Source organism: Methylobacterium sp. Leaf118 (assembly GCF_920984675.1).
Lineage (GTDB): Bacteria > Pseudomonadota > Alphaproteobacteria > Rhizobiales > Beijerinckiaceae > Methylobacterium.
Genome location: NZ_CAKLBV010000063.1, coordinates 1 through 26,214, shown reverse-complemented (window position 1 = coordinate 26,214; position 26,214 = coordinate 1). Strand labels below are relative to the sequence as shown.

22 protein-coding genes and 2 tRNA genes are annotated in these 26,214 nt (G+C 71.8%); 19 read left to right on the top strand and 5 right to left on the bottom strand.

What is annotated here, in order from left to right:
* Positions 1-339 precede the first annotated feature (339 nt).
* The gene (gene rpmF, locus LW587_RS19905; RefSeq protein ID WP_003601373.1) at positions 340-528 is read left to right on the top strand and encodes a 50S ribosomal protein L32; all 189 of its coding nucleotides are present in this window, start codon (positions 340-342) and stop codon (positions 526-528) included.
* A gap of 41 nt (positions 529-569) precedes the next feature.
* On the opposite strand, the gene LW587_RS19900 is transcribed toward rpmF, so the two are convergent.
* Together LW587_RS19900 and phaR are read right to left on the bottom strand one after the other, a co-directional pair.
* Positions 570-815 carry a hypothetical protein gene (locus LW587_RS19900; RefSeq protein WP_232631330.1) on the bottom strand — a complete coding sequence of 82 codons (246 nt, stop codon included), beginning with the start codon at positions 813-815 and terminating at the stop codon, positions 570-572.
* A gap of 389 nt (positions 816-1,204) precedes the next feature.
* Positions 1,205-1,813 carry a polyhydroxyalkanoate synthesis repressor PhaR gene (phaR, locus tag LW587_RS19895; RefSeq protein WP_232631329.1) on the bottom strand — a complete coding sequence of 203 codons (609 nt, stop codon included), beginning with the start codon at positions 1,811-1,813 and terminating at the stop codon, positions 1,205-1,207.
* Positions 1,814-2,128: 315 nt separating this feature from the next.
* On the opposite strand from phaR, the gene LW587_RS19890 reads away from it, so the two are divergent.
* The 4 genes from LW587_RS19890 (at position 2,129) to LW587_RS19875 (ending at position 6,236) form a co-directional block, all read left to right on the top strand.
* The gene (locus LW587_RS19890) at positions 2,129-3,313 is read left to right on the top strand and encodes an acetyl-CoA C-acetyltransferase (protein WP_232631328.1); all 1,185 of its coding nucleotides are present in this window, start codon (positions 2,129-2,131) and stop codon (positions 3,311-3,313) included.
* Between the two features lie 190 nt (positions 3,314-3,503).
* Positions 3,504-4,232 carry an acetoacetyl-CoA reductase gene (phbB, locus tag LW587_RS19885; protein ID WP_232631327.1) on the top strand — a complete coding sequence of 243 codons (729 nt, stop codon included), beginning with the start codon at positions 3,504-3,506 and terminating at the stop codon, positions 4,230-4,232.
* Positions 4,233-4,488: 256 nt separating this feature from the next.
* Positions 4,489-5,496 (top strand): lipid A biosynthesis lauroyl acyltransferase, encoded by a 1,008-nt coding sequence (locus LW587_RS19880; RefSeq protein ID WP_232631326.1) that lies wholly within the window; start codon positions 4,489-4,491, stop codon positions 5,494-5,496.
* Positions 5,496-6,236, top strand: coding sequence for a DUF1223 domain-containing protein (locus LW587_RS19875; RefSeq protein WP_232631325.1), 741 nt, complete (start codon positions 5,496-5,498; stop codon positions 6,234-6,236). The genes LW587_RS19880 and LW587_RS19875 overlap by 1 nt, the downstream gene beginning before the upstream one ends.
* Before the next feature lie 91 nt (positions 6,237-6,327).
* Here the strand turns inward: LW587_RS19875 and LW587_RS19870 are convergent, their stop codons facing one another.
* The 3 genes from LW587_RS19870 to LW587_RS19860 all read right to left on the bottom strand — a co-directional run bounded on the left by LW587_RS19870 (position 6,328) and on the right by LW587_RS19860 (position 9,877).
* Positions 6,328-7,584 carry an aminopeptidase gene (locus LW587_RS19870; protein ID WP_232631324.1) on the bottom strand — a complete coding sequence of 419 codons (1,257 nt, stop codon included), beginning with the start codon at positions 7,582-7,584 and terminating at the stop codon, positions 6,328-6,330.
* Positions 7,585-7,654: 70 nt separating this feature from the next.
* Entirely contained in the window at positions 7,655-7,948 is a 294-nt protein-coding gene (locus LW587_RS19865) for a DUF2218 domain-containing protein (protein WP_232631323.1), read from the bottom strand.
* 432 nt (positions 7,949-8,380) lie between these two features.
* Positions 8,381-9,877, bottom strand: coding sequence for an FAD-binding oxidoreductase (locus LW587_RS19860; RefSeq protein ID WP_232631322.1), 1,497 nt, complete (start codon positions 9,875-9,877; stop codon positions 8,381-8,383).
* A gap of 151 nt (positions 9,878-10,028) precedes the next feature.
* Between LW587_RS19860 and LW587_RS19855 the strand changes: the two genes are divergently transcribed.
* The 14 genes from LW587_RS19855 to LW587_RS19790 all read left to right on the top strand — a co-directional run bounded on the left by LW587_RS19855 (position 10,029) and on the right by LW587_RS19790 (position 26,135).
* Positions 10,029-10,724: a fumarylacetoacetate hydrolase family protein gene (locus LW587_RS19855; protein WP_232631321.1), complete on the top strand. Its 696-nt coding sequence runs from the start codon at positions 10,029-10,031 to the stop codon at positions 10,722-10,724.
* Between the two features lie 14 nt (positions 10,725-10,738).
* Positions 10,739-11,215 carry an NUDIX domain-containing protein gene (locus tag LW587_RS19850; RefSeq protein WP_232631331.1) on the top strand — a complete coding sequence of 159 codons (477 nt, stop codon included), beginning with the start codon at positions 10,739-10,741 and terminating at the stop codon, positions 11,213-11,215.
* A 106-nt stretch (positions 11,216-11,321) separates the two neighbouring features.
* Positions 11,322-11,396, top strand: a tRNA-Gly gene (locus LW587_RS19845).
* A 380-nt stretch (positions 11,397-11,776) separates the two neighbouring features.
* Complete coding sequence (locus LW587_RS19840) at positions 11,777-13,648, top strand: beta strand repeat-containing protein (protein ID WP_232631320.1); 1,872 nt, start codon at positions 11,777-11,779, stop codon at positions 13,646-13,648.
* 254 nt (positions 13,649-13,902) lie between these two features.
* Positions 13,903-15,276, top strand: coding sequence for an SWIM zinc finger family protein (locus LW587_RS19835; protein ID WP_232631319.1), 1,374 nt, complete (start codon positions 13,903-13,905; stop codon positions 15,274-15,276).
* Positions 15,276-16,871 (top strand): DUF5691 domain-containing protein, encoded by a 1,596-nt coding sequence (locus tag LW587_RS19830; RefSeq protein WP_232631318.1) that lies wholly within the window; start codon positions 15,276-15,278, stop codon positions 16,869-16,871. Before LW587_RS19835 ends, LW587_RS19830 begins: the two co-directional genes overlap by 1 nt.
* Positions 16,868-17,968, top strand: a complete 1,101-nt coding sequence (locus LW587_RS19825; protein ID WP_232631317.1) for an ATP-binding protein — start codon at positions 16,868-16,870, stop codon at positions 17,966-17,968. The genes LW587_RS19830 and LW587_RS19825 overlap by 4 nt, the downstream gene beginning before the upstream one ends.
* A gap of 9 nt (positions 17,969-17,977) precedes the next feature.
* Entirely contained in the window at positions 17,978-20,323 is a 2,346-nt protein-coding gene (locus LW587_RS19820; protein WP_232631316.1) for a DUF5682 family protein, read from the top strand.
* Positions 20,320-21,480, top strand: a complete 1,161-nt coding sequence (locus tag LW587_RS19815; protein WP_232631315.1) for a VWA domain-containing protein — start codon at positions 20,320-20,322, stop codon at positions 21,478-21,480. Before LW587_RS19820 ends, LW587_RS19815 begins: the two co-directional genes overlap by 4 nt.
* Positions 21,481-21,622: 142 nt before the next feature.
* Positions 21,623-21,700, top strand: a tRNA-Pro gene (locus LW587_RS19810).
* A 478-nt stretch (positions 21,701-22,178) separates the two neighbouring features.
* Positions 22,179-22,883 (top strand): autoinducer binding domain-containing protein, encoded by a 705-nt coding sequence (locus tag LW587_RS19805; protein WP_232631314.1) that lies wholly within the window; start codon positions 22,179-22,181, stop codon positions 22,881-22,883.
* A 152-nt stretch (positions 22,884-23,035) separates the two neighbouring features.
* Positions 23,036-23,671: an acyl-homoserine-lactone synthase gene (locus LW587_RS19800; protein WP_232631313.1), complete on the top strand. Its 636-nt coding sequence runs from the start codon at positions 23,036-23,038 to the stop codon at positions 23,669-23,671.
* 164 nt (positions 23,672-23,835) lie between these two features.
* The gene (locus LW587_RS19795; RefSeq protein WP_232631312.1) at positions 23,836-24,450 is read left to right on the top strand and encodes a hypothetical protein; all 615 of its coding nucleotides are present in this window, start codon (positions 23,836-23,838) and stop codon (positions 24,448-24,450) included.
* Positions 24,451-24,797: 347 nt separating this feature from the next.
* Positions 24,798-26,135, top strand: coding sequence for a glycosyltransferase family 4 protein (locus tag LW587_RS19790; protein WP_232631311.1), 1,338 nt, complete (start codon positions 24,798-24,800; stop codon positions 26,133-26,135).
* Positions 26,136-26,214 lie beyond the last annotated feature (79 nt).

Here is a 26,214-nt window from a genome sequence, read left to right as displayed (position 1 = left end):
CACCGGCCGCGGCCGCGACCGTCGCCGCCCTGATCGACGCCGTCGAGGTGCCGCTGCCCCCGCGCCGTCCCTCCGAGACCGTGCTCGCGGCGGTCGCCCGCCCGGTCGCCGTCGCCCGCAAGCCCGTCGAGGCCGCCCCGATCCTGGAGGCCTCGGCCGCTCACACGACGCCGTGAGCCCGGCATCACGCCGGTTGTCGATGCCGTGCGAGGGTGACTAGCCAGTCGCTTTCGGCGCGGTTATACAGCCGGCCTCGAATCTCCATCATTCACATGGTGCCGTCGGTGGTCCTCAAGCCAGAGGATCCCTCGGGCGCCCTCTTTGCCTGAGGCAGACCCCATGGCCGTTCCGAAGCGAAAGACCTCCCCCTCCCGCCGCGGCATGCGCCGCTCCGCCGACGCCCTCAAGGCCCCGACCTATGTCGAGGACAAGGACTCGGGCGAACTGCGCCGCCCGCACCACATCGACCTGAAGACCGGCATGTATCGCGGCCGTCAGGTGCTCAAGGTGAAGTCCGCCGAGGCGTAAGCCAACAAAGACCTCGCCCGAGCCGCCGGCCTGTCCGGCGCTCAGGCCCGTTCGGCGAAGGCCGCGGCCCGTGCGTAGAGCGCGGCCGCGGCCTTCGTGCGTTCGGTACGCGCGGGCCGCAGGGCCGGATCGGCGCTGACGATGAGCTGGGTCAGGAATCCTACCAGGGGACGACCGCCCCGGATCCGCGGCATCGACGGGGAGGGCGTTCCCGCCACGAGGGCACGGGCCGTGTCGGCACGGTCCTGTCCCTCCTCGGCACGGTCTCGCGTTTCGGAACGATCCATCGCCACGCCCTTCGGTCCCCCGCACGAATCGCCGTGCAAGGCCGGGGCCGATGTTAACCGGATCTTAACCCTTCGTCGCGGGGCGCGACCGCGCAGGGCGCATCGCCGCCGACGCCACGCGCCCTCCGCTCCCGGGAGAGGGGCAAGCCGATCGCGTCGTGGATGGAGGAGGGGAAAGCATCGCAGGCGCCCGCGGATCCCGCGGATCCCGCGCGACGCGTCCCCGCAATGGCCTCCGGGACGATGGGCTCGCGCCTCGTGCCGCATCGGCCCTTTTCCGGAGAGGCGGCATCCACCTCTCGGGCCGATGCTCTCAGCCGCCGCGCCGCATCGGCCTCTTGCGAAAGGCGGCCCGCACCTCTCGGGCCGATGCTCTGGCGCGGGACGCCCTACTTGCGGGCCAGCAACTCGAGGCGGGCCTGCATCTCGGCCATCTGCTTCTTCAGATCGTCGAGGTCGTTGGCGCCGCCCGTGGTTGGGAGGGCGGTCGGATTCGGGGTCTGGGTGGTAGCGCCGGCCGTCGGGGCATGAGGACCGAAGCCGCCGGTGAACATCTTCATGGCGTCGCCGAAGAACGCCATGTTGGCCCGCACCTGCTCCTGCACCGCCTGCTGGAAGGCGGAGGGCGCGAAACTCTGGGCGAGCTTCTCGCGCAGGCCGTCTTGGTCCTTGGCGAAGTTCGCCATCGAGAATTCGAGGAAGCTCGGCACCATGGTGCGCATGCTGTCGCCGTAGAAGCGGATCAGCTGGCGCAGGAAGGCCACCGGCAGCAGGTTGTCCTCGCCGGCCTTGTTCTCCTGCTCGAAGATGATCTGCGTCAGGACGGAGCGGGTGATGTCGTCGCCCGATCGCGCGTCGTAGACGATGAAGTCCTCGCCGTTCTGCACCATCGTGGCAAGATCTTCGAGGGTGACGTAGGTCGAGGTGCCGGTGTGATAGAGCCGCCGGTTCGCGTATTTCTTGATAACGGTCTGGTGCGTCCTGCCGTTCTCGGCCATCGCTCAGACGCCTCCCGCGTCGGTCATGAGCCCGCGCAAAGCTCAACGCTCCGCTTCGTTACGACGGCCCGCCGGTGCGGGCGGATTCTTGCCCTGTCGTCCACGGCCGACCTTAAGGCACTCGGTTGGCGACGAAAACAGCAATTTGTCGCCTGTCCCGCGGATTCCGGCCGGTGCGGCGAGACGATCGCGCCGGGTTGTCCGCCCGTCGGCTTGACTTCGCCCGGCCTGCGCTCTTCATCCCGTGAACGGCAGGCTGCGCGTCGGGCAACCCGGTTTTCAAAGTCGCGCCGCCGGAACGAGGAGAAGGACACGATGGCTGCCAGCGAGGATATCGTCATTGTCGGAGCGGCGCGCACGCCCGTCGGCTCGTTCGCCGGCGCCTTCGGCAGCATCCCGGCCCACGAGCTCGGCGCCGTGGCGATCAAGGCGGCGCTGGAGCGCGCCGGCGTCTCGCCCGACGACGTCGACGAGGTGATCTTCGGCCAGGTTCTCACCGCCGCCGCCGGCCAGAACCCGGCCCGCCAGGCCGCCATCGCCGCCGGCATCCCGGAGAAGGCGACCGCCTGGGGCCTCAACCAGGTCTGCGGCTCGGGGCTTCGCACCGTCGCCGTCGGCATGCAGCAGATCGCCAACGGCGACGCCACCGTCATCGTGGCCGGCGGCCAGGAATCGATGTCGCTCAGCCCCCACGCGCAATACCTGCGCGGCGGCCAGAAGATGGGCGACCTCAAGCTCGTCGACACCATGATCAAGGACGGCCTGTGGGATGCCTTCAACGGCTACCACATGGGCCAGACCGCCGAGAACGTCGCCCAGGCCTTCCAGCTCACCCGCGAGCAGCAGGATCACTTCGCGGTCCGCTCGCAGAACAAGGCCGAGGCCGCCCGCAAGGAGGGCCGCTTCAAGGAGGAGATCGTCCCCGTCACCGTGAAGGGCAGGAAGGGCGACACCATCGTCGACACCGACGAGTACATCCGCGACGGCGCCACCGTGGAAGCGATGGCCAAGCTCAAGCCGGCCTTCGCCAAGGACGGCACGGTGACCGCCGCCAACGCCTCGGGCCTCAACGACGGCGCGGCCGCGATCGTCCTGATGTCCGCCTCCGAGGCCGAGCGCCGGGGCATCAAGCCGCTCGCTCGGATCGTCTCCTGGGCGACCGCGGGCGTCGATCCGAAGGTGATGGGCACCGGCCCGATCCCGGCCTCGCGCAAGGCGCTCGAGAAGGCCGGCTGGAAGCCGTCCGACCTCGACCTGATCGAGGCCAACGAGGCCTTCGCCGCCCAGGCGCTGGCCGTGAACAAGGACATGGGCTGGGATGACGCGAAAGTGAACGTCAACGGTGGCGCCATCGCCATCGGCCACCCGATCGGGGCCTCCGGCGCCCGCGTCCTCATCACCCTGCTGCACGAGCTGAAGCGCCGCGACGGCAAGAAGGGCCTCGCCACGCTCTGCATCGGCGGCGGCATGGGCGTCGCCATGTGCGTCGAGCGCGACTGAGCGCGCGCCGGGAGCGCTTCGGCGCTCCCGGCAGGGGCCGGACGTTTCGACGACGCCGGCTTTGACCGCCGCCTTACCATGAATGCCGTGCCGGCCCGGCCAAAGGCCGGCAAGAAGGGGGCGCGCTCATCAGCGCTCGTCGTCCCCCCGGACCGATCAGAGAAGACTTTCCAACAAAGCGGAGGAAACCATGGCTCAAGAACGCGTCGCCCTCGTCACGGGCGGAACGCGCGGCATCGGCGCCGCGATCTCAAAGCGCCTGAAGGAAAAGGGCTACAAGGTCGCGGCCAATTACGGCGGCAATGACGAGGCAGCGAACGCCTTCAAGGCCGAGACCGGCATTCCGGTGTTCAAGTTCGACGTGGGCGATCTGGCCAGCTGCGAGGCCGGCATCAAGGCGATCGAGGCCGAGGTCGGTCCGATCGACGTCCTGGTCAACAATGCCGGCATCACCCGCGACGGCGCCTTCCATAAGATGAGCTTCGAGAAGTGGCAGGCGGTGATCCGCACCAACCTCGACTCGATGTTCACCGTGACCCGGCCGCTGATCGAGGGCATGCGCTCGCGCAGCTTCGGCCGCATCATCATCATCTCGTCGATCAACGGCCAGAAGGGCCAGGCCGGCCAGACCAACTACTCGGCCGCCAAGGCCGGCGTGATCGGCTTCGCCAAGGCGCTCGCCCAGGAGAGCGCGTCGAAGGGCATCACGGTCAACGTGATCGCGCCGGGCTACATCGCCACCGACATGGTGATGGCCGTCGCCGAGGACATCCGCAACAAGATCATCGCGACGATCCCGACGGGTCGCCTCGGCGAGGCCAACGAGATCGCCCAGGCGGTCGAGTATCTCGCCAGCGACGAGGCCGGCTTCATCACCGGCTCGACCCTGACCGTCAACGGCGGCCAGCACTTCGTCTGATCGGGCTCCGCCCGGCCCCGCCGGGGCGGACGCCATCGAACGAGAGCCGCCGGCCTGGCGACGGGCCGGCGGCTCTCGCGCTTTCACGGACAGGGCGCGGCGGCCTTGAGGGGCCGGACGGCCACGACGGGACCTTCACCTGAATGCAAGATGGAAAATGCCGCGTGCGCGCGCGCCCACCCCGTGTGCTACTGGTGCCGATGAACCATCGCCTCTGGTATCCGATCCTTGACGTTTCAACCACGATGACCCGGCTGTGCTGCGCCTCGCGTTGATCCTGCGGCGCAACCTGCCACGGCTGGCAGGCCTCGCGACCATCCCGCTGATCCGGGCCCTGTTCCTGCTCGCCCGCGCGCTCGGCACGGACCGGGCGAGCGCGCTCGGCGGATGGCTGGTGCGCCGCGTCGGCCCGTTCCTGCCCTCGCATCGCACCGCCATGGCCAACCTGCGCGCGGCCTATCCGGACGAGACGGAGGCGCGGTTGCGGGTGATCGCCCTGGAGGCCTGGGACAATCTCGGCCGCACGGGCGCGGAATACGCCCATCTCGACACGATCCTCGACCACGACCCCGCGGTCGAGGCGACCCAGCGCATGGCGGTGAACGGGCTGGAGCATTTCGACGCCATCCGCGACGACGGGCGGCCGGGGCTGATCTTCTCCGCCCATCTGGCGAACTGGGAACTCCCGGCGATCTGCGCCCACAAGTTCGGGCTGGACGCGACCGCCGTGTTCCGTCCGCCCAACAACCCGGCGGCGGCCCAGCTGGTGCAGGAGGTGCGGCGGCGGACCATGGGCGGGCTCGCGGCCTCGGGATCGGGCGCGGTCTTCGCGATGCAGGGCGTGGTCGAGCGGGGCGGACATCTCGGCCAGCTCATCGACCAGCACTTCACCCGGGGCGTCGTGGTGGATTTCTTCGGCCAGCCCGTTCTGGTCAATCCGCTGCTCGGCAAGCTCGTCCGGCACTACGACTGCCCGGTTCATGGCGTCCGCGTGGTGCGCAAGCCCGGTGGGCGCTTCCTGCTCGAACTGACGCCCGCCCTGGACCTGCCCCGCGGCCCGGACGGGCTGATCGACGTCACCGGCGCCATGCAGGCGATGACCGCGGTCATCGAGGGATGGGTGCGCGAGCATCCCGGCCAGTGGCTGTGGATGCACCGGCGCTGGCGGCCCGCGATGCTGCCGAAATCCTATCAGGCCAAGGTGCAGGTGGCCGAGGTTCAGGCGGCCGCGCCGGCCGCCCGGGCCGAGGCGCGGAGCGCCTGATGCGGCGTGCCTGGGCGGTGGTCACCGCGGTTCCGATCGCCCTCGCGCTGCCCCACGCGCCGGCCTGCGGGGCCGACCCCGAATCGGCGCCGGTGCGCACCGTGGTCGAGATGTTCACGAGCCAGGGCTGCTCCGCCTGCCTCACCGCCGACCGTCTGACCGGGGAATTCAGCCGCGATCCCGGCGTGCTGGCCCTCACCCTGCCGGTGACGCATTGGGACTATCTCGGCTGGAAGGACACCCTGGCCGAGCGCGCCTTCGACGAGCGCCAGCGTGGCTATGCCGGGCAGCATCGGCTCCGGCAGGTCGCCACGCCGCAGGCGGTGGTGGGGGGCCAGGAGACGGTCGGCGGCTCGGACGGGACCGCCCTCTCGCGTCTCCTGCAGGGCGCCGGGCCGCTGCCGGCGCAGGTCCACGTCACGGAGCGGAATGAGCGCATCGTCATCGACATCGAGGCCGACCCGCAGAACCGCCCGGGCGAGATCTGGCTCCTCCCGATCGTCCGCTCCCGCCCGGTGGTGATTGGGCGCGGCGAGAATCGCGGGCGGGTGGCGATCTACGCCAATGTCGTGCGCGGCTTCGTCCGGGTCGGAACCTGGTCCGGGGCGGCGGTCCATGTCGAGGTCCCCCGCGCCGCCGCCCGGGTCGGCGGCGCCGACAGCTACGCCGTGCTCGTCCAGGCGGGGGGGCCGGGCCGGCCGGGGCGGATCCTGGGGGCCGCCAAGGGTCCCGGCCTTTGAGGAATTGAGGTCTCTGAGGAGTCCGGGGTCCTGAAGGGTCGTCGAGGCCGCGGGTCCGGGCCGGGCCGCAGAGGCCCCGGCCCGATTCCTGTCACACCCACTCGCCCTTGCGCATCACCGGCACGGACGCGCCGTCCGCCGCGAGGCCGTCGACGTCGATCTCGGCCGAGCCGATCATCCAGTCGATGTGGATCAGGCTGCGATTGGCGCCGCGCTCGGTCAGGTCCGCCTCGCTGAGGCCGTCGCCGCCGTCGCGGAAGCATTTCGAGTAGGCCTGTCCGAGGGCGATGTGGCTCGCGGCGTTCTCGTCGTAGAGCGTGTTGTAGAACAGCAGGCCCGAGGCCGCGATCGCCGAGGAGGCGGGCACCAGGGCCACCTCGCCGAGGCGGGCGGCGCCCTCGTCGGTCTCGAGCACCTTGGCGAGCACGTCGCTTCCCGTACGCGCGCTCGCTTCGACGATGCGCCCCTCGGCGAACCGCACCCGGATGCCGTCGATCAGCGTGCCCTGGTAGGAGAGGGGCTTGGTGCTGGTGACGTGGCCCTCGACCCGGGCCCGGTGAGGCGTGGTGAAGACCTCCTCGGTCGGGATGTTGGCGTTGCAGACGATGCCGTTCTTGGCGGTCGTCGCGCCGCCGCACCATTCGTGGTCGTCGGCCAGTCCCACGGTCAGGTCGGTGCCGGGACCGGTGAAGCGCAGGGCCGAGAAGCGGGCGGCGTTGAGCCGCTCGGTGCGCGCCCGCAGGTCGCGGTTATGCGCCTCCCAGGCGGCCACCGGATCGGCGCCGTCGATGCGGGAGGCGGCGAAGACGGCGTCCCAGAGGCGGGCGAGGGCCTCGTCCTCGGGCAGGTCGGGGAAGACGGTGCGGGCCCAGGGCCGCGTCGCGGCCGAGACGATGGTCCAGTTGGTGGAGAACCCCGCGATCAATTCGAGGGCCGGCACATAGGCCTGCGACCGGGCCCGGTTGGCGCGGGCGACCTTCTGCGGGTCCTGGCCGGCGAGGAGGGAGGGGTCGTCTCCCGAGATGGCGAGGCGGGCCGCACCGTTGCGGAAGGCTTCGGCCATGCCGGCGAAGAGCCAGCCCGCGGCTTTGTCGAAAGCCGCGTCGGGGGCGTGGGCGAAGCGGGCCAGCGTCGCCGCGTCGTCCCCGTAGAAGGTGGTGACCAGCGAGGCGCCGGCGCGGTAGGCCTGCTCGGTGATGGCGCGCGCCAGCGGCACCGCCTCCAGCGGGGCCGTCATCACTAGTTCCTGGCCGGGCTTCAGCCCGAGGCCGACCCGCACCGCAACCTCGGCGAGCCGGTCGAGACGGTCGGCGAAGGGAAGGGCGTCCGTTGCGGCCGTGGCGCTCATCGTGTCGAAGTCTCCGGCATGGGCCGCCATGCGTCCGCGGGCGGCGGACGCGATCAGGGATGCGGCCGGATCAGGCCGCGCGCGACCACGTGATCTCGCCCAGATTCTCCCGGAAGGCAAAGCGCAGGAGGTGGTCGGACACCACGTTCTCCAACCGGGTCAGATAGGCCGGATCGGAGGTCGCGACCTTCATCAGCAGGGCCTCGGGGCTCGCCTCGAAGATGCAGATCCGGTCCTCGCCGAACGGCACGCGCCCCCGATCGCCGGTCTCCTCGACGGGGAACTTGTGGCTCCAGTGGCGGCAGAGCTGCTTGAGGTAACGGCTGGCTTCCGCCGTGGGGACACGGGCCTGTGAGGTGGGCATGCAGGTCTCCTTCAGGGTCTGGTCCAGCGCGGCGCCGGGGCGCGCGAACCTACGATGTCGGTCGCCCGATCCGGCCGGTGCGCGGAGCGGAACCGCGGGCACCGCAACGCAGCATCGGAGGGGAGGGTTAAGAGCGTCATGCGACGAAACCGAGGCGGGCGGTCTCGCCCTGCTTCGCCGCCCGGGACGATTGTCGCGACGCAAAGCTTAACGATTCCATCATCGGCCGAACGATTCAGGTTGTGCGCAAGGCTCATTCCCCACGCGAAGGCGGATCATGCCGCTTTCTTGTGCGCTGCACAATAACGGAGTGACCCGGCGACGCGTTCCCAAGTGCGCAGGCTCACGCCCGAATGCGTCGGCTCACGCGAACGTGCGCAGGCTCACGCGGCGCTCGCCCCGTGCCCAAGCCGGTTGGCCGAACCCGGCCGCTCACCGTGGCACGGCAGGCGGGGGCAAGGCAGGCGGGGGCAAGGCAGGCGGTGGCAGGGCAGGCGGCGGATCGTCGGAGAGGGCGACGACCTTGCCCGGATTAAGAAGGTCGTGCGGGTCGAGGGCCGCCTTCAGGCGGCGCATCAGGTCGAAGCCGACGGGATCCATGGTGCGGGCGAGTTCGTCGCGCTTGATCAGGCCGATGCCGTGCTCGGCGGCGATCGAGCCGCCCATCCGCTCGACGATGCCGTGGACGATGCCGTTGAAGCGGCCCCACTCGGCGAGGAAGGCCGCCTTGTCCATGCCGACGGGCTGGGTGAGGTTGAAGTGGATGTTGCCGTCGCCGAAATGCCCGAACGGGCAGGGCCGCAGACCCGGCATCGCGGCGCGACAGGCCGCGCTCGCCTCGTCCAGGAAGTCCGCCAGCCGCGAGAGCGGCAGCGACACGTCGTGCTTGATCGAGCCCCCTTCCGCCTTCTGCACCTCGGGCAACGCCTCGCGCAGGCGCCACAGGCCGGCCTCCTGGGCGTCGCTCGCGCCGAGGGTCGCGTCCTCGATCAGCCCATCCGCCATCGCCGCGGCGAGCAGGGCTTCCAGGTCGGCCCGCGCATCGGCTCCGGGCCGGGTCGCGGAGAGCTCGACCAGGGCGTAGGCCGGGTGGCGGCCGGCCAGCGGCGCGCGGACGCCCGCGGCGTGCCGCAGGACCATCTCCAGGCCGAAGCGGGGCATGTATTCGAAGGCGGTGAGGGCCCGGTCGGCCCCGGCGCGCAGCCGCTCGAACAGGGCGAGGGCGGCCTGCGCCGAGGCGAGGCCGACGAAGCCGACGCCCCGCGAGCGAACCCGCGGGAACAGCTTCAGGGTCGCGGCGGTGATGATCCCGAGAGTGCCCTCGGATCCGACGAAGAGGTGCTTGAGGTCGTAGCCGGCGTTGTTCTTGCGCAGGGCCTTGAGGCCGTTCCAGACCCGGCCGTCGGCCAGCACCACTTCGAGGCCGAGCACGAGATCGCGGGCGTTGCCGTAGGACAGGACCGCGAGACCGCCCGCGTTGGTGGCGAGCCCGCCGCCGATCCGGGCCGTGCCCTCCGCCGCCCAGGACAGGGGAAACAGCATCCCGGCCGCTTCCGCCGCCGCCTGGACCTCGGCCAGGATCATGCCGGCCTCCACCGTGATGGTGGCGCCGAGGGGATCGAGGGCGCGCAGCCGGGTCAGGCGGTTGAGGGAGAGCACGATCCCGCCATAGGGCACGCCGCCGCCGACGAGGCCGGTATTGCCCCCCTGCGCCACCACCGGCACCCGGGCCTCGGCGCAGGCGGCGACCGCGAAGGCGACCTCCTCGGTGTCGCCGGGCTCGACCAGGGCGAGGGCGTGGCCGCGATAGAGCCCGCGCGACTCGACGAGATGCGGGGCCAGGGCCTCCGGCGTGGTCCGCACCCCGCGCGCACCGAGGCGCCCGCGCAGGGCGGCGAGGAGGCGGGCCTGCGAATCGGCGTCGGGCATCGGAAGGGCAGGGGACAAGGGGGCGCTCCGGCCGCTAGATAGGCGCGGGGACCGGACTTTACACGGCGGGGGCACACCGGACGCCGGTCCCCGCTGTTCCCGAGCGGCGCGGGCCGCCGCGTTCCGATGAGCCGACGAGACTCGAGGCGCCATGCTCTCCGTGATCCAGAACCCGCCACGGCCCGCTCTGCCGATCTTCGGCAGCGAGGATTTCTTCCCCGTGCGGCGCGTCTACTGCGTCGGGCGCAACTACCGGGCCCATGCCCGGGAGATGGGCGCCGACGAGCGCGATCCGCCCTTCTTCTTCCTCAAGCCCGCCGACACGCTCCAGCTCGTGTCCGAGGGCGAGACTGCCGAACACCCTTACCCGCCGCGGACCGGGAACTACCATTTCGAGGTGGAGCTGGTGGCGGCTCTGGGCCGGGGCGGGCGCGACATCCCGGTCGAGACCGCGGGCACCCATGTCTACGGCTACGCGGTCGGCCTCGACATGACCCGCCGCGATCTCCAGGACGAGGCCAAGCGCCTCGCCCGTCCCTGGGAGATGGGCAAGGCGGCGGATTTCTCCGCCCCGGTCGGGGCGCTGCGGCCGGCCGGCACCATCGGGCATCCGGCCTCCGGCGCCATCACGCTGCAGGTCGACGGGACGGAGCGCCAGCGCGGCGATCTCTCGGAGATGATCTGGTCGGTGCCCGAGCAGGTGGCTCTGCTCTCGACCTATTTCGAGCTGCATCCCGGGGACCTGATCTTCACCGGCACGCCCTCGGGCGTCGGCCCGGTCGCCCGGGGCCAGACCATGACGGCGCGGGTCGAGGGCGTCGGGGCGATCACCCTCCGGGTCGCGTGAGGCGCCGCCCCGCGATGGCGCTCAATCTCGACCGGCCCTGGCTCTACCGCCTCGTCATGCAGGCGGGCCTGCTCACCCGCGGCATGACCCTCGGGGTGCGGGGCGTGGCGATCGATGCGCAGGACCGGGTGTGCCTCGTACGCCACACCTACCTCGCCGGCTGGCACCTTCCGGGCGGCGGGATCGATCCCGGCGAGAGCGCCCCGGAGGCCATGCGCCGGGAGTTCCGCGAGGAGGCGGAGATCGTCGTCGATCCGCACGCCCCCTTGCGCCTGCACGGCTTCTTCCTGAGCGCCCGGGCGCCCCGGCGGGACCACATCGCGGTCTATCACGCCCCCGCCTTCGCGCTCGCCGGCCCGAAACGACCCGACCGCGAGATCGCCGAGACCGGCTTCTTCCCCCTCGACGCCCTGCCCGAGGGAACCACCCGGGCGACCCGCGAACGGCTGGCCGAGATCCGCGAGGGCCGCCCCCCCGCCGAGATTTGGTGAGCCCGCGACAGGAAAAGCGCAGCCAGGCCTTGCAAGGCCCACCGGAATGGTGTTTAGACACGCCCACCGACGGGGCGCCCACGGCGCCGACCGGACGGACTAGAGAGCGGGTGTAGCTCAGGGGTAGAGCACAACCTTGCCAAGGTTGGGGTCGAGGGTTCGAATCCCTTCGCCCGCTCCAATTTTCCCAACCATTCGAACGACGTACAAGGCCGCTTCTCAGCGGCCTTTGTCGTTTTTGGCGCCCGCGGAAGCCGGGGCCCGATGGGGCCGTTGCGTTCGACGTGCCCCCCTGCCGCGGGCGGAGCCCTTCATCTCGCCGGCGACGGGCGATCGCGTCGCATCCCTGCGCCGGATCGGGCATCGGATTCGGACGGGCAGTCCTATACCCGTCGGGGTGGAAGCAGGCCCTGGCCGTGGGGGTCGCCGCGACCCCGGCACGGACCATCGCGGCAGCGAATACAGTTGCCACGTCACCGAGGCCCGTCGCGCCAATCGACAGGAGCTGCGCTCCCATGGCAACGTGCTGGCAAATCACGCATCATGATGGGAGGCATCACGATGGCCACGATCAGCTTTGCCAATCTCGATCAAGACTTCTGGTTGCTCGCACTGCAGACCACCGGCCCTTTTACAATCGACGGAAAATCCACAACGTCCTACAGCTACATCACCAACAGCAACACAGACATTGACCTTCTCGGTTCAGGCTTCACCTTCTCTGGTGACGTTCCGACTGGCGGAATTGTCTCGTCACTGAACTACGATCTCGGCGACGACAGTTCAGACGCGCCGGAGCTGACGATCACCGGCCTTTCCGTAAACCTCGCTGATTTTGCCCTCGTGCTCGACCCGAACTACAGCAGCGCCGGATCGAACAACCTGTTCTGGCGCTTGGTGCTCGGCGGTGATGACACGATCAATCTTGGCAATGCGGCCGGAGGAGGGGGCTTCTTCATCAGCTTCGCGGGGGATGGACGCAATCTGTTCGACGCAAAACAGTTCTATGGCGGCAACGATACGATCACCGGCAACGCGGGCCCCAGCAATCCCCTGGCCGCCATCTTCGGTGACTTTGTCGGCATTTCCGGTGGAGCCTCGGTCTATGGCGGCGACGACACCATCACGGTGACGGCCTTCGAGGTCAGTGGCGATGCGGAAACGGTGTCTGGAGGCTTCCTGAGCGGCGGCGATGACACGCTGGCGGCGCAAGGCGGCGGAACCGTCGCGATCTTTTATGGCGATGCCCGAGACATCACCACCAGCAACCCATCGACCGTCGTCGGCGGCGACGACACCATCACCCTGTCCGCGAGTTCCACCGCCTATGGTGATGTCCGCAGGAGCCCGGGCGTGGTCGTCGGCGGCGACGATCTCATCACGGGCGGCAGCGGCGACAACATGATCTTCGGCGACGTCGAGGAAATGACCGGAAGCGGATCGCTGGTCGGAGGTGACGACCGACTTTACGGAGGTGGGGGCAACGACACGATCTATGGGGACTGGAAAACGTTGTCCGACCAGGCCGGCGCCCGCGGCGGCAACGACTATCTCGACGGCGGACTCGGCTTCGACACCATGGCCGGTGGCTCCGGGAACGACACCTACGTCGTGGACAGTGCCGGCGACGTCGTGGACGAAAGCCTCGCTGGGTCGGGGGGCACGGACACCGTCACCTCCGCCACCCTCAGTGTCGATCTCACCAACATCACACTGTTCAAGGGGAGCATCGAGAACGTCACGCTTCTCGGCCAAGCCAACCTCACCCTCACCGGCAACGGCTTGGCCAATCTCCTCACCGGCAACGAGGGCGCCAACCGGATCGATGGCGGCGCGGGCGCCGACACGATGGTCGGTGGGGCAGGCAACGACACCTACCTCGTCGACAACGCGGGCGACCGGGTGACCGAGGCAACGGGCGGCGGCCGGGATGCGGTCGCTGTGGGCGTGAGCTATACCCTCGCGGCGGGCCAGGAGATCGAGGAGCTTCGGGTCCTTCAGTCGGCCGGCGACCGGGCGGTCAACCTGACCGGGAACAGCCTCGCTCAGACCCTGACCGGCAGCACCGGCACCAACATCCTCAACGGCGGCTGGGGCAATGACGTGCTGAGCGGCCAGGGCGGGGCCGACACCTTCGCGTTCAACAGCGCCATCGGCACCGGCAATGTCGACCGCATCACCGACTTCGCCTCCGACGACACGATCCGACTCTCGAAGAGCATCTTCACGACGCTCGCGACGGGCGCCCTCGACCCGGGCCGCTTCAAGAACATCACCACCGGCACGGCCGACGCGGATGACCGCCTTCTCTACAAGCAGTCGACGGGCGAGCTGTTCTACGATGCCGACGGTTTGGGCAGCGGCCTCAAGGTGAAGGTCGCCGTGCTCGACAACAAGGCCGCCCTCACGGCGGACGACGTCTTCGTGGTGTAGGCCGACCGGATGGGACGACCGACCGCCCGGGCGAACCGGGCGGCGACGGAACCGACCATGACTCTTGCCCCCCGAGCGCGATTCTTGCGAAACCTTCGCGCGGATGTCCGAAATGTAGGGATCGAGCGCCCATCCTGCATTGAGATCTTGCAATGACGGCCTTGACCGTCGTTCGGCCGGCGCGGTTGCCCCGCTCCTGAATTCATGCAGACTGATCGCACGCCCCTGATCGGTGGATGTTCAGCCAGCGTCGCATGAGCCTGACGACCGCGCAGATCCTCGACCTCGCCCCCGACGCGGCGAGCCGAAAAGCCGGGCAGGATCAGGCGAAGCCCGTGAAATGGGCGGGGCTCGGGCGGGCCGGGACGGTGATCTGGGGTGAGATCAAGGGCAGCGGCGCGAGTCCCTACCGCACGGTGGCCGACCTCGCCGGGCCGGCCTCGAAATGCACCTGCCCGAGCCGCAAATTCCCCTGCAAGCACGCCCTTGGCCTGATGCTGGTCGATGCCGCGGCGCCGGTCGCCGAGGGCGCGCCGCCGGACTGGGCCGCCGCCTGGATGAAGGGGCGCGAGAGCCGCACCGCCGCCGCCGAAACCCGGGCCCAGGCGCCCGCCAAGCCCGTCGACGCGAAGGCGCAGGCCAAGCGCCGGCAAGCCCGCGAGGACCGGGTCGCGGCGGCGCTCGACGAACTCGACCTCTGGCTGCGCGACCTGATGCGGCGCGGTCTCGCGGTGGCCCGCACCGAGCCCTACGCCACCTGGGACCGCATGGCCGGCCGCCTCGTGGACGGGCAGGTCCCCGGCCTCGCCCGCCGGGTGCGGGCCCTGCCGGGGCTGATCGCGGCGGCGCCCCAAATCGGCGCGCCCCGCCCGGAGGCGGCCCTCGGCCTCGGCCTGGGCCGCCTCGCCCTGCTGATGCGCGCCGCCCGGCGCCTCGACGCGCTCACGCCCGAGCAGGCCGCCGGCGTGCGCGCGGCGTTGGGCTACCCCGTCACCGCCGAGGAGATGGCGGCCCGGCCGGACCAGGCCGACGACTGGGCGGTGATCGCCCACGCGGTCGAGGAGGAGGACACGCTCACCGCCCGCTCGGTCTGGCTCGTCGGTCGCGCCAGCGGCGCCCTGGCCCAGGTGGTCGATTACGGCACCGCAGCCTCGCCCCTCCCGTTGGCACCGGCGGCGGGCCAGGATTTCTCGGGGGCGCTCGCCTTCCAGCCCGGCGACCCGCCCCTGCGCGCCGTGTTTCGCGAGGGCCGCGCCGGCCCGGCCGCGGGGGCCTCCCTGCCCGGCGGGACCAGCGTCGCGGCGGCGCGGGACGCCTTCGCCGACGCGCTGGCGCGCGCGCCCTGGCTCGAGCGCTGGCCGGTGCGGCTGCGGGATGTGCGGCTCGGACGCCTCGCGGGCGGAAGCAGCGGCGCGACGGCCTTCGCGGCGGGCGATGGGACCGGCAGCCTTGCATTGCGGGCCGAGCCGCGCCTGCCGAGCCTGATCGCCGTGGCGGCGGGCCGTCCGGTCGATCTGTTCGGCCTCTATGACGGCTACGGCCTCCATCCCCTCGCCTTGGTCGCGGAGGGCCGCCTCTACGCGGTGCCGGCCCAGGGGTCGCAGCCCGTCCTGGTGCAGGTGGCCTGATGGAGGCGGTGCGCCCTTCGCCCGACCTCGCCGCCGAGGTCTGGGAGCCGACCCTCGCCGCCGCCCTGCTCGGGGCCGAGCGCGCCCCGCCCGCCGCGCCCAACCCGCTCGCCGATCTCGTCACGGAGGCCGATCCCGCCGCCGCCTTGCTGGCGCGTCTCGCCGCGGCGGGCGCCCACTACCTCGCCGGCACGGCCCTCGGGCCGGAGGCGCTGGCGCCGCTGGAGGCGCGCCCCGCCCTCGGACCGGACTGCCCGCCGGCTGCGGCGGCACGGCTCCACGACCTCCTCACCGAGGGGTACTCGGCGCGCAACCGCGTCGAGGAGTGGTTCGATGGCGCCGCCGCGGCGGGTTGCCGCCCACCCGCCTGGCTGCTCCAGCTCTTGATGCTCCACCGCGACAGACTGCCCGCCTCCGCCCGCGCCGTCACGGGCGCCGAACTCGACTGGCTGGCCCGTGCCTGCGGCGAGGCTGCGGCCCAGGGTTCAGGCGCGGCGGAGGCGTCGGACTGGACGGACGGAACCGCGGCAGAGCGCCGGGCCGCCTTCACGGCCTTCCGCGCCCGCGATCCCGAGGGGGCGCGTGCGGCGCTGGAGCCGGTCTTCCGCAGGGAGAAGGCCGATCTGCGCGAGGCCCTGGTCCAGGCGCTGCAGGCCGGCCTGAACGCGGCCGACGAACCCTTCCTCGAGGCCTGCCTCGACGACCGCGCCGGCGGCGTGCGGCAGGCTGCGCAGCACCTGCTGCCGGGCCTGCCGGACTCGCGCTACGCGGCGCGGATGGCCGCCCGGGCCCGCGCCGCGCTGAGCGTCGAGAGCAAGCGCAAGCTGCTCGGCGGCACCACCCATGCCCTCTGCGTCACCCTGCCGGAAGAGAGCCCGGACCTCGCCCGCGACGGCGTCGAGGCGAACCACGGGGAGCGGCAGGGCGGGGGCGCCCGGGCCGCCCTGCTGCGGACGATCCTGGCCCGCGCGCCGCTCCACGCCTTCGCCGATCATCCACCGCGGCTCTGGATCGAGCTGGCGCTGCGCAGCGAATGGGCGGACCCGGTCTTCCACGGGCTGTTCTCGGCGGCCAAGCGCACCCACGATCCGGCCTGGGCGGCGGCGATGGCCGACATCGTGGCCGAGGCCTACGAGGGCAAGATCGCGGGGGTCCGCCGCACCAACCAGGTTCTGGGGATGTGGGTGGAGGCCCTCGCGCTCCTGCCGGACGCCGAATGGGAGACCCGGGTCGACGCGCTGATCCGCGCCCGCAAGATCGAGGTGGTGCTGGCCCTGCTGGGCCAGGGTCCGGACCAGTTCTCGGAACGCTTCAGCGCGGGGCTCCTCGACTGGCTCGCCCTCGTCACCCGCGGCTCCGACGATCTACGCCGCGACCTCGCCAAGCCCTGGGTCATCGCCCGCCTCGGCGACCGGCTCTGGCCGAGCGACGACCAAGCGGCCGCCGCCGCCGCCATCCTGGCGCGCCTGCCGGAGGGGGAGGGCGACCGCCTGCGCACGCAGCTCACCGGGATGACCCGCGTGCTGGAGCTGCGCGCCGCGATCCGGCGCGACTTCCGACCGGAGACCATCACAGGGGGAACGGCCCAAGGATGACAGCGACCAACGGAGTCAAGGCCACGCAGCTGCGCCAGGCCGCCGAAGATGCCTTCGCCGAGGAGCTCGCGGCCCTGCGCCAATCCGACCGCCGGCCGCGCCCGCCGAACTGGCAGATGTCGCCGCAAGCGGTCGTCACCTACCTGCTCGGCGGCCGGCTCGCCTCGGGCTTCGCGGTCACGCCGAAATATATCGGCGACCGGCGCCTGATGGAGGTCGCGGTGGCGACGCTGGCCACCGACCGGGCGCTGCTGCTACTCGGCGTGCCGGGCACCGCCAAGAGCTGGGTCAGCGAGCATCTGGCGGCGGCGATCTGCGGCACCTCGCGCCTGATCGTGCAGGGCACCGCCGGCACCAGCGAGGAGGCGATCCGCTACGGCTGGAACTACGCGCTGCTGCTCGCCAAGGGCCCGAGCCGCGAGGCGGTGGTGGCCTCGCCGATCATGCGGGCGATGAACGAGGGCCGCATCGCCCGGGTCGAGGAGCTGACCCGCATCCCCTCCGAGACGCAGGACAGCTTCATCACGGTCCTGTCCGAGAAGACCCTGCCGATCCCGGAGCTGAACGAGGAGGTGGCGGCCCAGAAGGGCTTCAACCTCATCGCCACGGCCAACAACCGCGATCGCGGCGTCAACGAATTGTCGAGCGCCCTGAAGCGCCGCTTCAACACCGTGGTGCTGCCGCCCCCCGCCACGATCGAAGCCGAGATCGCCATCGTCGAGACCCGCGTCGCCGCCCTCGGCCGCGCCTTCGAGATTCCGGCCGAGCCCCCGGGCGCCGAGCAGATCCGCCGCGTCGTCACGATCTTTCGCGAATTGCGCGAGGGGGTGACCACGGATGGCAAGAGCAAGGTGAAGCAGCCCTCGGGTACGCTCTCGACCGCCGAGGCGATCAGCGTCGTCGGCAGCGGCCTCGCGCTCGCCGCCCATTTCGGCGACGGCCGCCTCTCGGCCCAGGACCTCGTCTCCGGCATCAGCGGCGCCGTGGTGAAGGACCCGGTCCAGGACGCCATCGTCTGGCGCGAATATCTCGAGACCGTGGTCAAGGAGCGGGACGGCTGGAAGGATCTCTACAAGGCCGCCCGCGCGAGCGCGTGACCCCGAGCGATGCCTGACATCCGCCTCTTCGGCATCCGCCACCACGGCCCCGGCTCGGCCCGCTCGCTCAAGGCGGCGCTCGACGCGCTCGCCCCCGATTGCCTGCTGATCGAAGGGCCGCCGGACGCCGACGCGCTGATCCCGCTGGCCGCGCACGCGGGCATGGCGCCGCCCGTCGCGCTTCTCGTCTACCGGCCGGACCGGCCGCGGGACTGCGCCTTCTTCCCCTTCGCGGCCTTCTCGCCGGAATGGGTCGCGATGCGCCATGGACTCGCGGCGGGCGCGACCCTGCGCTTCATCGACCTGCCGCACGCGATCCAGCTGGCCGACGGCTTCGGCGCCTCGCCCCCCCCGCCCGAGGCCGCGCCGATCGAGGCGGAGCCGGTGGCCGAGGCGGCGGACACGCCGCCCGAGCCCGAGCATGGCCCCCGATCGGCGCCCGCCGCGATCCGGCGCGACCCGCTCGGCGAGCTCGCCGCCGCCGCCGGCTATCCCGACGGGGAGCGCTGGTGGGATGCGCTGGTCGAGAGCCGCGCGGGTGCCGACGGCGACGTGTTCGCCGCGATCGGCGAGGCGATGGAAGCCCTGCGCGAGGGCGCCTCGTCCGACCCCGACGACGCGTGTCGCGAGGAGGCGCGCGAGGAGGCGCGCGAGGCGCATATGCGCGCGGCGATCCGGCGGGCGGCCAAGGACGGGTTCGCGCGCATCGCCGTAATCTGCGGCGCGTGGCACGTGCCGGCGCTCGCCCGTCACGACGCCAAGGGCCAAGCCACCGCGGATGCCGCCACCCTGAAGAACCTGCCCAAGACCAAGGTCGCCGCGGCCTGGGCGCCCTGGTCCTACGAGCGGCTCGCCACCGCCTCGGGCTACCGCGCCGGGGTGCTCTCGCCGGAATGGTACGACACCCTGTGGCACCATGAGGGGCGGGTCGCCGCCCGCTGGCTCGCCCGCGCCGCCGCGCTGCTGCGCGAGAACGATCTCGACGCCTCGCCGGCCTCGGTGATCGAGGCGGCCCGGCTCGCCGAGGCGCTGGCGGGTTTTCGAGGCCGGTCCCGGCCCTCCCTCGACGATCTCGACGAGGCCGCCCAGGCGACGCTCTGCTTCGCCGACCCGGCCCCGATGGGGCTGATCCGGCGCAAGCTCGTCATCGGCGAGCGCCTCGGCGCGACCCCGCCGGACAGCCCCGGCACCCCGGTCGAGGTGGATTTCGAGGCGCAGTGCAAGCGCCTGCGCCTCAAGCCCGGGGCGGCGGCGGGGGAGATCACCCTCGACCTGCGCAAGGAGACGGATCTGGCCCGCAGCCACTTCCTCAACCGGCTGGCCCTGATCGGCATCCCCTGGGGGGAGCGGCGGGAGGCGCGCGGGCGCGGCACCTTCAAGGAGGGCTGGTTCCTGTCCTGGCAGCCCGAATGGGTGGTCGAGCTGGTGGCGGCCTCGGCCGAGGGCGGCACGGTCGCCGAGGCCGCCGCCGGACGGGTCCGGACCCGGGCCCGGGCGGCGACCCGGGTCGCCGAACTCTCCATCCTGATCGGTACCCTGCTCGACGCCGACCTCGCCGGGGCGACGGCGGCGGTGATCCAGGCGCTCAACGACCGGGCCGCGGTCTCGGCCGACGTGTTCGACCTCATGGATGCGCTGCCCCCGCTCGCCGAACTCGCCCGCTACGGCTCCGTGCGCTCCTCCGACACCGCGCCGGTGCGCGCGGTGGTGCGCGGCCTCGTCCCCCGGGCCGCCGCCGGGCTCGTCGCCGCCTGCCAGAGCCTCGACGACGACGCGGCGGGCGCCGCCAAGCAGCGGATCGTCGCCGTCTCGGGCGCGGTCGCGCTGATCGAGGAGCCCGCGCTGAACGCCGTCTGGCAGGAGGCCCTGCGGGCGCTCGCCGACCAGGACCACGTCCATGGCAGGGTCGTCGGCCGCGCCGTGCGCCTGCTGTTCGACGCCCGCGCCCTCGAGGCCGGGCAGGCCGGCGAACGCCTGCGCCGCGCCCTGTCGCGGGCGTCCGGCGCGGGGCCGGCCGCCGCCTGGATCGAAGGGTTCCTGGAGGAGAGCGGCACGGTGCTGATCCACGGGCGGGAACTGCTCGCGGTGGTCGACGAATGGCTCTGCGGCCTCGACGCGGATCTCTTCACCGAGCTGCTCCCGCTCGTGCGCCGCACCTTCGCGACGCTGGCGCCCGCCGAGCGCCGGGCCGTCGGCGAGATTTTGGCCCGACCGGGGGGCGCGGCCCCCGGCGAGGCGGAGGGCGCGCCGGGCTTCGACGCGGCGCGCGCGGCCAAGCTGCTGCCGATCCTGCGTCTGCTGCTCGGCCCCGAACCCGCCCGCAGGGCGGAGGAACCCTCAGGAGACGCCGCATGAGCGAGAGCGACGCGGAGCGCCTGCGCCGCTGGCGCCTCGTCCTCGGCGGCGGCGCGGCCGAGGGCACCGGCTGCGCCCTGTCCGAGCACGACCAGCGCCTCGACCGGACGATGGGTGCTCTCTACGATTCCGACCGCAAGGGGAGCCTGGCTGCCTCCGCCCCCTCCGTGCCGCGCTGGCTCGGCGATATCCGCGACTATTTCCCGGCTTCCGTGGTGCAGGTGATGCAGCGCGACGCCTTCGAGCGGCTCGACCTCAAGCGGATGCTGACCGAGCCGGAGATGCTAGAGGCGGTCCAGCCGGACGTCTCCCTCGTCTCGACCCTGATCTCCCTGCGCGGCCTGCTCGGCGGGCGCACCAAGGAGACCGCCCGCCTCGTGGTGCGCAAGGTGGTGGACGCGCTGATGAAGCGGCTGGAGGAGCCCCTGCGCCAGGCGGTCAACGGGGCGGTCGACCGCGCCCGCACCAACCGCCGTCCCCGCCACGCCGAGATCGACTGGAACCGCACCATCCGGGCGAACCTGCGCCACTATCAGGCCGAGTACCGCACGATCATCCCGGAAACCCGCCTCGGCCACGGGCGCAAGAGCCGCGGATCGCTCAAGGACGTGATCCTCTGCATCGACCAATCCGGCTCGATGGCCCATTCCGTGGTCTATTCGAGCATCTTCGGGGCGGTGATGGCCTCGCTGCCCGCGGTCTCCACCCGGCTCGTGGTGTTCGACACCGAGGTCGTCGACCTGACGGACGCGGTGGCGGATCCGGTCGAGGTGCTGTTCTCGGTCCAGCTCGGCGGCGGCACCGACATCAACCGGGCGGTCGGCTATTGCGCCGCGCGCATCACCCGGCCCGAGGACACGGTGCTGGTGCTGATCTCCGACCTCTACGAGGGCGGGGTCGAGGCGGGCCTGCTCGCCCAGGCGCAGCGCCTCGTCGGGGCCGGCGTGCAGATGGTGGCCTTGCTCGCCCTCTCCGACGAGGGCGCGCCGGCCTACGACCGGGGGCTGGCGGCGCGGCTCGCGGCGCTCGGCGTGCCCGCCTTCGCCTGCACGCCGGATCTCTTCCCCGACCTGATGGCCGCGGCGATCCGCAAGCAGGACCTCACCGCCTGGGCGGCCGGCGCGGGCATCGCCGCAGTCCCCGCCGCGGAGCCGTGAACAGGACGCGGCGGGGACAGGACAGCCCCGGGCAAATGAGCGGCTCGGGGCCCGGACCCGGCGCGATTGCCCCGAAGATCGCCCCCGAGGGGCTTGCGCCGCCACAGGCGGAAAGCTAAGAGCGCCGAGCCCTCTGGGGCGTCGGAGTGTAGCGCAGCCCGGTTAGCGCACTAGTCTGGGGGACTAGGGGTCGTGGGTTCGAATCCCGCCACTCCGACCATTGTTTCTCTGGGGATTCCGCCTCGTTCGGGCCGAGGCTCTCCCCGGTGGTTCTCGGAACCGAAATTTTGCGGCGCATGACCGCCCGCCCGGTCTCCGAGGAGACCGTCTGCCGCGCACGCGCCCGAGTGGGGCGATGCATCCCCGATCGGGCGCGGGGCCGGACCCACATCTCCTGCACGCAGCGACCGTCCTGACCCGGTGAGCGCTGACCGCGGTCGAGGGCGCCCGAGCGGGGGACATGCGGCGGGAACCCCGAACAGCCACAGGCTTTCAGACCGGGTCGGCGGATCTCCGTCCCGCCGCCGCCATTCCCGGGACGGGCTCTGGCGCCTACGTTGAACGGTCGCCACCGAGGCAACTTGAAAGAAATTTCTGAGCCCGGCTTCCAATTCAGGTTCGACGATTTATCCTTCAGAGTTCAATATCATTTTTTGAGAATTTCAACGATCATGTCCCGGAAATCCCTTGACCTTACGTTGGAAATTCTCAAGTCGCTCGACCGGGCACGGTCCCGCGACGACATCCTGCGAGGGATCCTGCCACGGCTGAAGCCGTTCGGGATCGAGTACATCATCTCCGCGATGATCCCGCAGAACCGGCTTCCGGCACGGACGCAGAAGAACTATCTCATTCTCGAGAATACACCCGAGGAGTGGCGACGGCTCTACTTCTCGAAGGGGTACATGTATCAGGACCCCATCGTTCAGGCGACGTTGCAGAACACGACCGGTTTCGCCTGGGCGGAGGTCGAGCCACCGGCGCCGCTCGACGCCCGGGCTCGCCAGGTGATGGGCGAGGCGCGGGAATTCGGCCTCGCCGACGGGTTCACCGTGCCCCTCGCCACGCTGGAGGAGGAGCGCGGCGGCCTGACCTTCGCCGGTCCGCGGCTCGAGATCAGCCCGGCCCAGCGCGGGATCCTGACGCTCCTCGCCTCCTGCATGGTCGGCCAGACCCTCCTGATCGACGGCGGAGGCGGCGAGCGCCCGATGATCCTGACGCAGCGCGAGCGCGAGAGCCTGCAATGGGCGGCCGAGGGCAAGACCGATTGGGAAATCGGCGAGCTGATGGGCATCTCGCAGCACGGGGCCGATTTTCACCTGCGCTCCGCCCGGCTGAAGCTCGGCTGCGTGACCCGGACGCAGGCGGTGGCCGAGGGGATGCGGCGCGGGCTGATCGTCTGACGGCCGGACTCACCGCGGGCCCCGCACGGGCGGGCCTGCCGCGGGCGGGCCGCCGTCGAGGGGCGCGTCGGGCCAAATCCTACGGGAACCCGTAGTGCCGGGGCGGGCCGGTTTCTGGGACCTGTTCTTCGGATGACCGAGGAGAGGCTCCCATGATCCATGTCGTGACCGCAGACAACATGCAAGAGTATGCCGGCGCCCTGGATCAGGCCTTCCGCCTGCGGCACCGGGTCTTCGTCGAGGAGCTCGGCTGGAGCAATCTCGCCCGCCCCGACCAGCGAGAGATCGACGAGTTCGACGATGCGCATGCCGTGCATCTCCTCGCCCTCGACGAGAGCGAGACCGTGATCGGCTATTCCCGCCTCCTGCCCACGACCCGGCCCTACCTGCTGCCGAAGGTGCTGCCGCAGCTCTGCGAGGGCCCGCCGCCCTCCGGGCCCCACGTGGTCGAATGGGGCCGCATCTGCGTGGCCGAATCGGCCCGCACCTCGGGCCGGCGCCTGAACCCGACCGCGCTCGCCATCATGACCGGGATCGTCGAGTGGGGCCTGCCCCGCGGCGTGTCGAGTTTCGTCTCCGAGATGCCGACGAGCTGGATCCTGCGCCTCCTGCAGCTCCATCTGCGGGCGATCCCCCTCGGGCTGCCTCACCTGATCGAGGGCGAGGAGATCGTCGCGGTGGAGGCGGCGTTCGACCGCCGCTCGCTGCGCCAGCTCCAGGCCAAGCGGGGCGATTCCCGCTCGGTGCTGGCCCCCCCGCGGACGAGCGTGGCACGGCTCGCCTCCTGATCTTGACCGCTTCAAGGCGTTGAGAACACCTCAACATCCGTGCGATCATCGAGCGCTCCCGCCCCGTGCAGGACGCCGCCGCGGAATCGCGTGCGAAACCATAATGACGCCGCCGGGCTTCCGATTTCATTCGAGCTGACGCATCGTGCTCGGGGGGTATGACCGTGAAACGAAGACGCAGTGTGGCCGCGCGGGATGCGGCGGCGGGCCTGGTCGGGACGCTGACGGACGCCGGCGTCGTCGGTGCCTGGGAGTGGGACCCGGCCACCGGTCGCTTCGTCCTCGACGAGGGTGCGGCCGGGCTGATGGCGGGCGATCCGAGGCTGGCCGGCGATGCGCTTCTGAGCGACCGGGCGACCGCCGGCCTCGAGGCCGCGGACGTCGCCCGCTTCCTCGGCGAGGTGCGCCGCGCCGCGGAGCAGGACGGGGCCGTGCTCGTCGAGCTGCGGCTGTCCGGGCCGCCGGCCGCCGCGCTGAGACACCCGCGCCGGATACTGTGCCGCGGCCAGATTCATCGCGACGGGCTGGGCCGGCCGGTGCGCGGGGAGGGGACGCTCGTGGACGCCGCGGCCGTCGGGAACGAGGCCCGGGCCCTGCTCGGCCTACCGGAGGACGCGGCCGGCGCGGCCATCGACGAGGCGGCCGGGCTGCTGATCGCCGCCCGCCAGGCCATCGACGCCAGCGGGAATCTCAAGCTCCGCGACCTCGTCGACGTGGTGCTCCTCGAGGTGGGCCGCGAGATCGCGAGCCGGACCCGCACGGCGCCGCTCCGGCACTGACGCGACGGCCGTCCCGAACCGCCCCCCGGACCGATGCGCGTCCGGCTCTCCGTGTTAGAGCCGGACGCGCGGTTGCGACCGGCGCACCGGACAGACTCGCTGCGACGCGGCAGGGAGGGCGGGGCGTCTCGCCGGCCCGCCCCTCGCGACCCGTGTCGGGACGCGCGTTCGAGAGGCTGCCGGGACCGGGAGCGGATCGTCTCGCGCGCCGACGCGTTCCACCAAGCCGATGCGTTCCACCAAGCCCTTGGCCGGCCGGAAGGCCAGTCCGGGATCGAAGGCACGCCGACGGGCCCGGGATCGCTCGGCGCGATCCGCGACGGCCCGGACGAGCCACGAAGAGGCCCATGACCGCCCGCCCCGTCGCCATCGACCTCACCCGCCTCATCACCCGGCTGCGCCATGCCAGCCCCACCGGCATCGACCGGGTCGATCTCGCCTATGCCCGGCGCGTCCTCGGCGACGGGGCGGGACCCGGCGAGCGCTTCGGCCTCGTCTCGACGGAGTTCGGCCCCCGGATCCTCGAGCGCGGGACCGCCCGCGCGGTGATCGAGGCGGTGGCGGCGGGCTGGATCGAGCACGTCGCCGCCGAGGACGACCCCGTCTACCGGGCGCTCGGCGCCACCCTCGCCTCCGGCGGGACGTCCGGCGGCCGGATCTCCGGCGATCGGGCGTCTGGGGGCGGGGCGGTGCCCGGCCGGGCCGGGAGCTGGGGCCGACGCCGCCTGCAGATCGAGACCGCCCTGCGGGCTTGGCGCGCGCCCGGTCCCGAACGGCTGCCGGAGGGAACGATCTATCTCCACACCTCGCATCTGCGCCTCGACCGGCCCGGGCGCTTCGACTGGCTCTACGGCCGCCGCGACGTGCGGCCGGTCTTCTTCGTCCACGACCTGATCCCGATCTCGCATCCCGAATACGGCCGTCCGGGCGAGGCCGAGCGCCACGCCGACCGCATCCAGACGGTGGCGCACCACGCCGCCCACGTGATCGTCAATTCGGCCGATGTCGGGGAACGCCTCACCGCCTACACCCTGGCCCGGGGCCTCGGCCGCAAGCCGCTGACGGTGGCGCCCCTGGGGGTGGAGCCGGTCTTCGCGGCCGGCGCGGCCGAGGCGGCCGGCGGAGCACCGACGGGGCGCCCGACCTTCCTGGTCTGCGGCACGATCGAGCCGCGCAAGAACCACCTGCTCCTGCTCAATCTCTGGCGCAGCCTCGCCGAGCGCCTGGGGGAGGAGACGCCGCAGCTGGTGCTGGTGGGCCGGCGCGGCTGGGAGATCGAGAACGTCGCCGACATGCTCGATCGCTGTCCGGGGATCCGGGCCCACGTCACCGAGGTGAGCGGCCTCTCGACCCATGGCCTCGCCCGGCTCATGCGCACGGCCACCGCCCTGCTGATGCCCTCCTTCATCGAGGGCTACGGCCTGCCGGTGGTCGAGGCGGCGGCGAGCGGCCTGCCCGTGGTCGCCTCGGACATCCCGGTCCACCGCGAGATCGGCGGGGCGTTCGCCCATTTCCTCGACCCCCTCGACGGGCCCGGCTGGGAGCGGGCGGTGCTCGCCCTGAGCGAGCCGGGCTCGGCCCTGCGCCGCGACCTCGCCGCGCGGCTCGCCGGCTCCGTGGCGCCGACCTGGGACATGCATTTCGAGCGGGTGAAGGCGGCGCTGGCCACGCTGCCGGACGCCTGATCCGGGCTCCGCTTGATCAAAGCGGAGCCCGTATCCGGCAAGCCCGCGCGGCGTTTGAGCGAAGCCCAAATCCGCCATC

Coding starts and splice junctions, on each gene's coding strand:
- phbB (WP_232631327.1), top strand. CDS start 3,504: ATGGCTCAAGAACGCGTCGCCCTCGTCACGGGCGGAACGCGCGGCATC.
- LW587_RS19800 (WP_232631313.1), top strand. CDS start 23,036: ATGATCCATGTCGTGACCGCAGACAACATGCAAGAGTATGCCGGCGCC.
- LW587_RS19820 (WP_232631316.1), top strand. CDS start 17,978: ATGCCTGACATCCGCCTCTTCGGCATCCGCCACCACGGCCCCGGCTCG.
- LW587_RS19840 (WP_232631320.1), top strand. CDS start 11,777: ATGGCCACGATCAGCTTTGCCAATCTCGATCAAGACTTCTGGTTGCTC.
- LW587_RS19870 (WP_232631324.1), bottom strand. CDS start 7,584: ATGAGCGCCACGGCCGCAACGGACGCCCTTCCCTTCGCCGACCGTCTC.
- LW587_RS19855 (WP_232631321.1), top strand. CDS start 10,029: ATGCTCTCCGTGATCCAGAACCCGCCACGGCCCGCTCTGCCGATCTTC.
- LW587_RS19860 (WP_232631322.1), bottom strand. CDS start 9,877: ATGCCCGACGCCGATTCGCAGGCCCGCCTCCTCGCCGCCCTGCGCGGG.
- LW587_RS19890 (WP_232631328.1), top strand. CDS start 2,129: ATGGCTGCCAGCGAGGATATCGTCATTGTCGGAGCGGCGCGCACGCCC.
- LW587_RS19865 (WP_232631323.1), bottom strand. CDS start 7,948: ATGCCCACCTCACAGGCCCGTGTCCCCACGGCGGAAGCCAGCCGTTAC.
- LW587_RS19900 (WP_232631330.1), bottom strand. CDS start 815: ATGGATCGTTCCGAAACGCGAGACCGTGCCGAGGAGGGACAGGACCGT.
- LW587_RS19815 (WP_232631315.1), top strand. CDS start 20,320: ATGAGCGAGAGCGACGCGGAGCGCCTGCGCCGCTGGCGCCTCGTCCTC.
- LW587_RS19835 (WP_232631319.1), top strand. CDS start 13,903: ATGAGCCTGACGACCGCGCAGATCCTCGACCTCGCCCCCGACGCGGCG.
- rpmF (WP_003601373.1), top strand. CDS start 340: ATGGCCGTTCCGAAGCGAAAGACCTCCCCCTCCCGCCGCGGCATGCGC.
- LW587_RS19830 (WP_232631318.1), top strand. CDS start 15,276: ATGGAGGCGGTGCGCCCTTCGCCCGACCTCGCCGCCGAGGTCTGGGAG.
- LW587_RS19790 (WP_232631311.1), top strand. CDS start 24,798: ATGACCGCCCGCCCCGTCGCCATCGACCTCACCCGCCTCATCACCCGG.
- LW587_RS19875 (WP_232631325.1), top strand. CDS start 5,496: ATGCGGCGTGCCTGGGCGGTGGTCACCGCGGTTCCGATCGCCCTCGCG.
- LW587_RS19850 (WP_232631331.1), top strand. CDS start 10,739: ATGGCGCTCAATCTCGACCGGCCCTGGCTCTACCGCCTCGTCATGCAG.
- phaR (WP_232631329.1), bottom strand. CDS start 1,813: ATGGCCGAGAACGGCAGGACGCACCAGACCGTTATCAAGAAATACGCG.
- LW587_RS19825 (WP_232631317.1), top strand. CDS start 16,868: ATGACAGCGACCAACGGAGTCAAGGCCACGCAGCTGCGCCAGGCCGCC.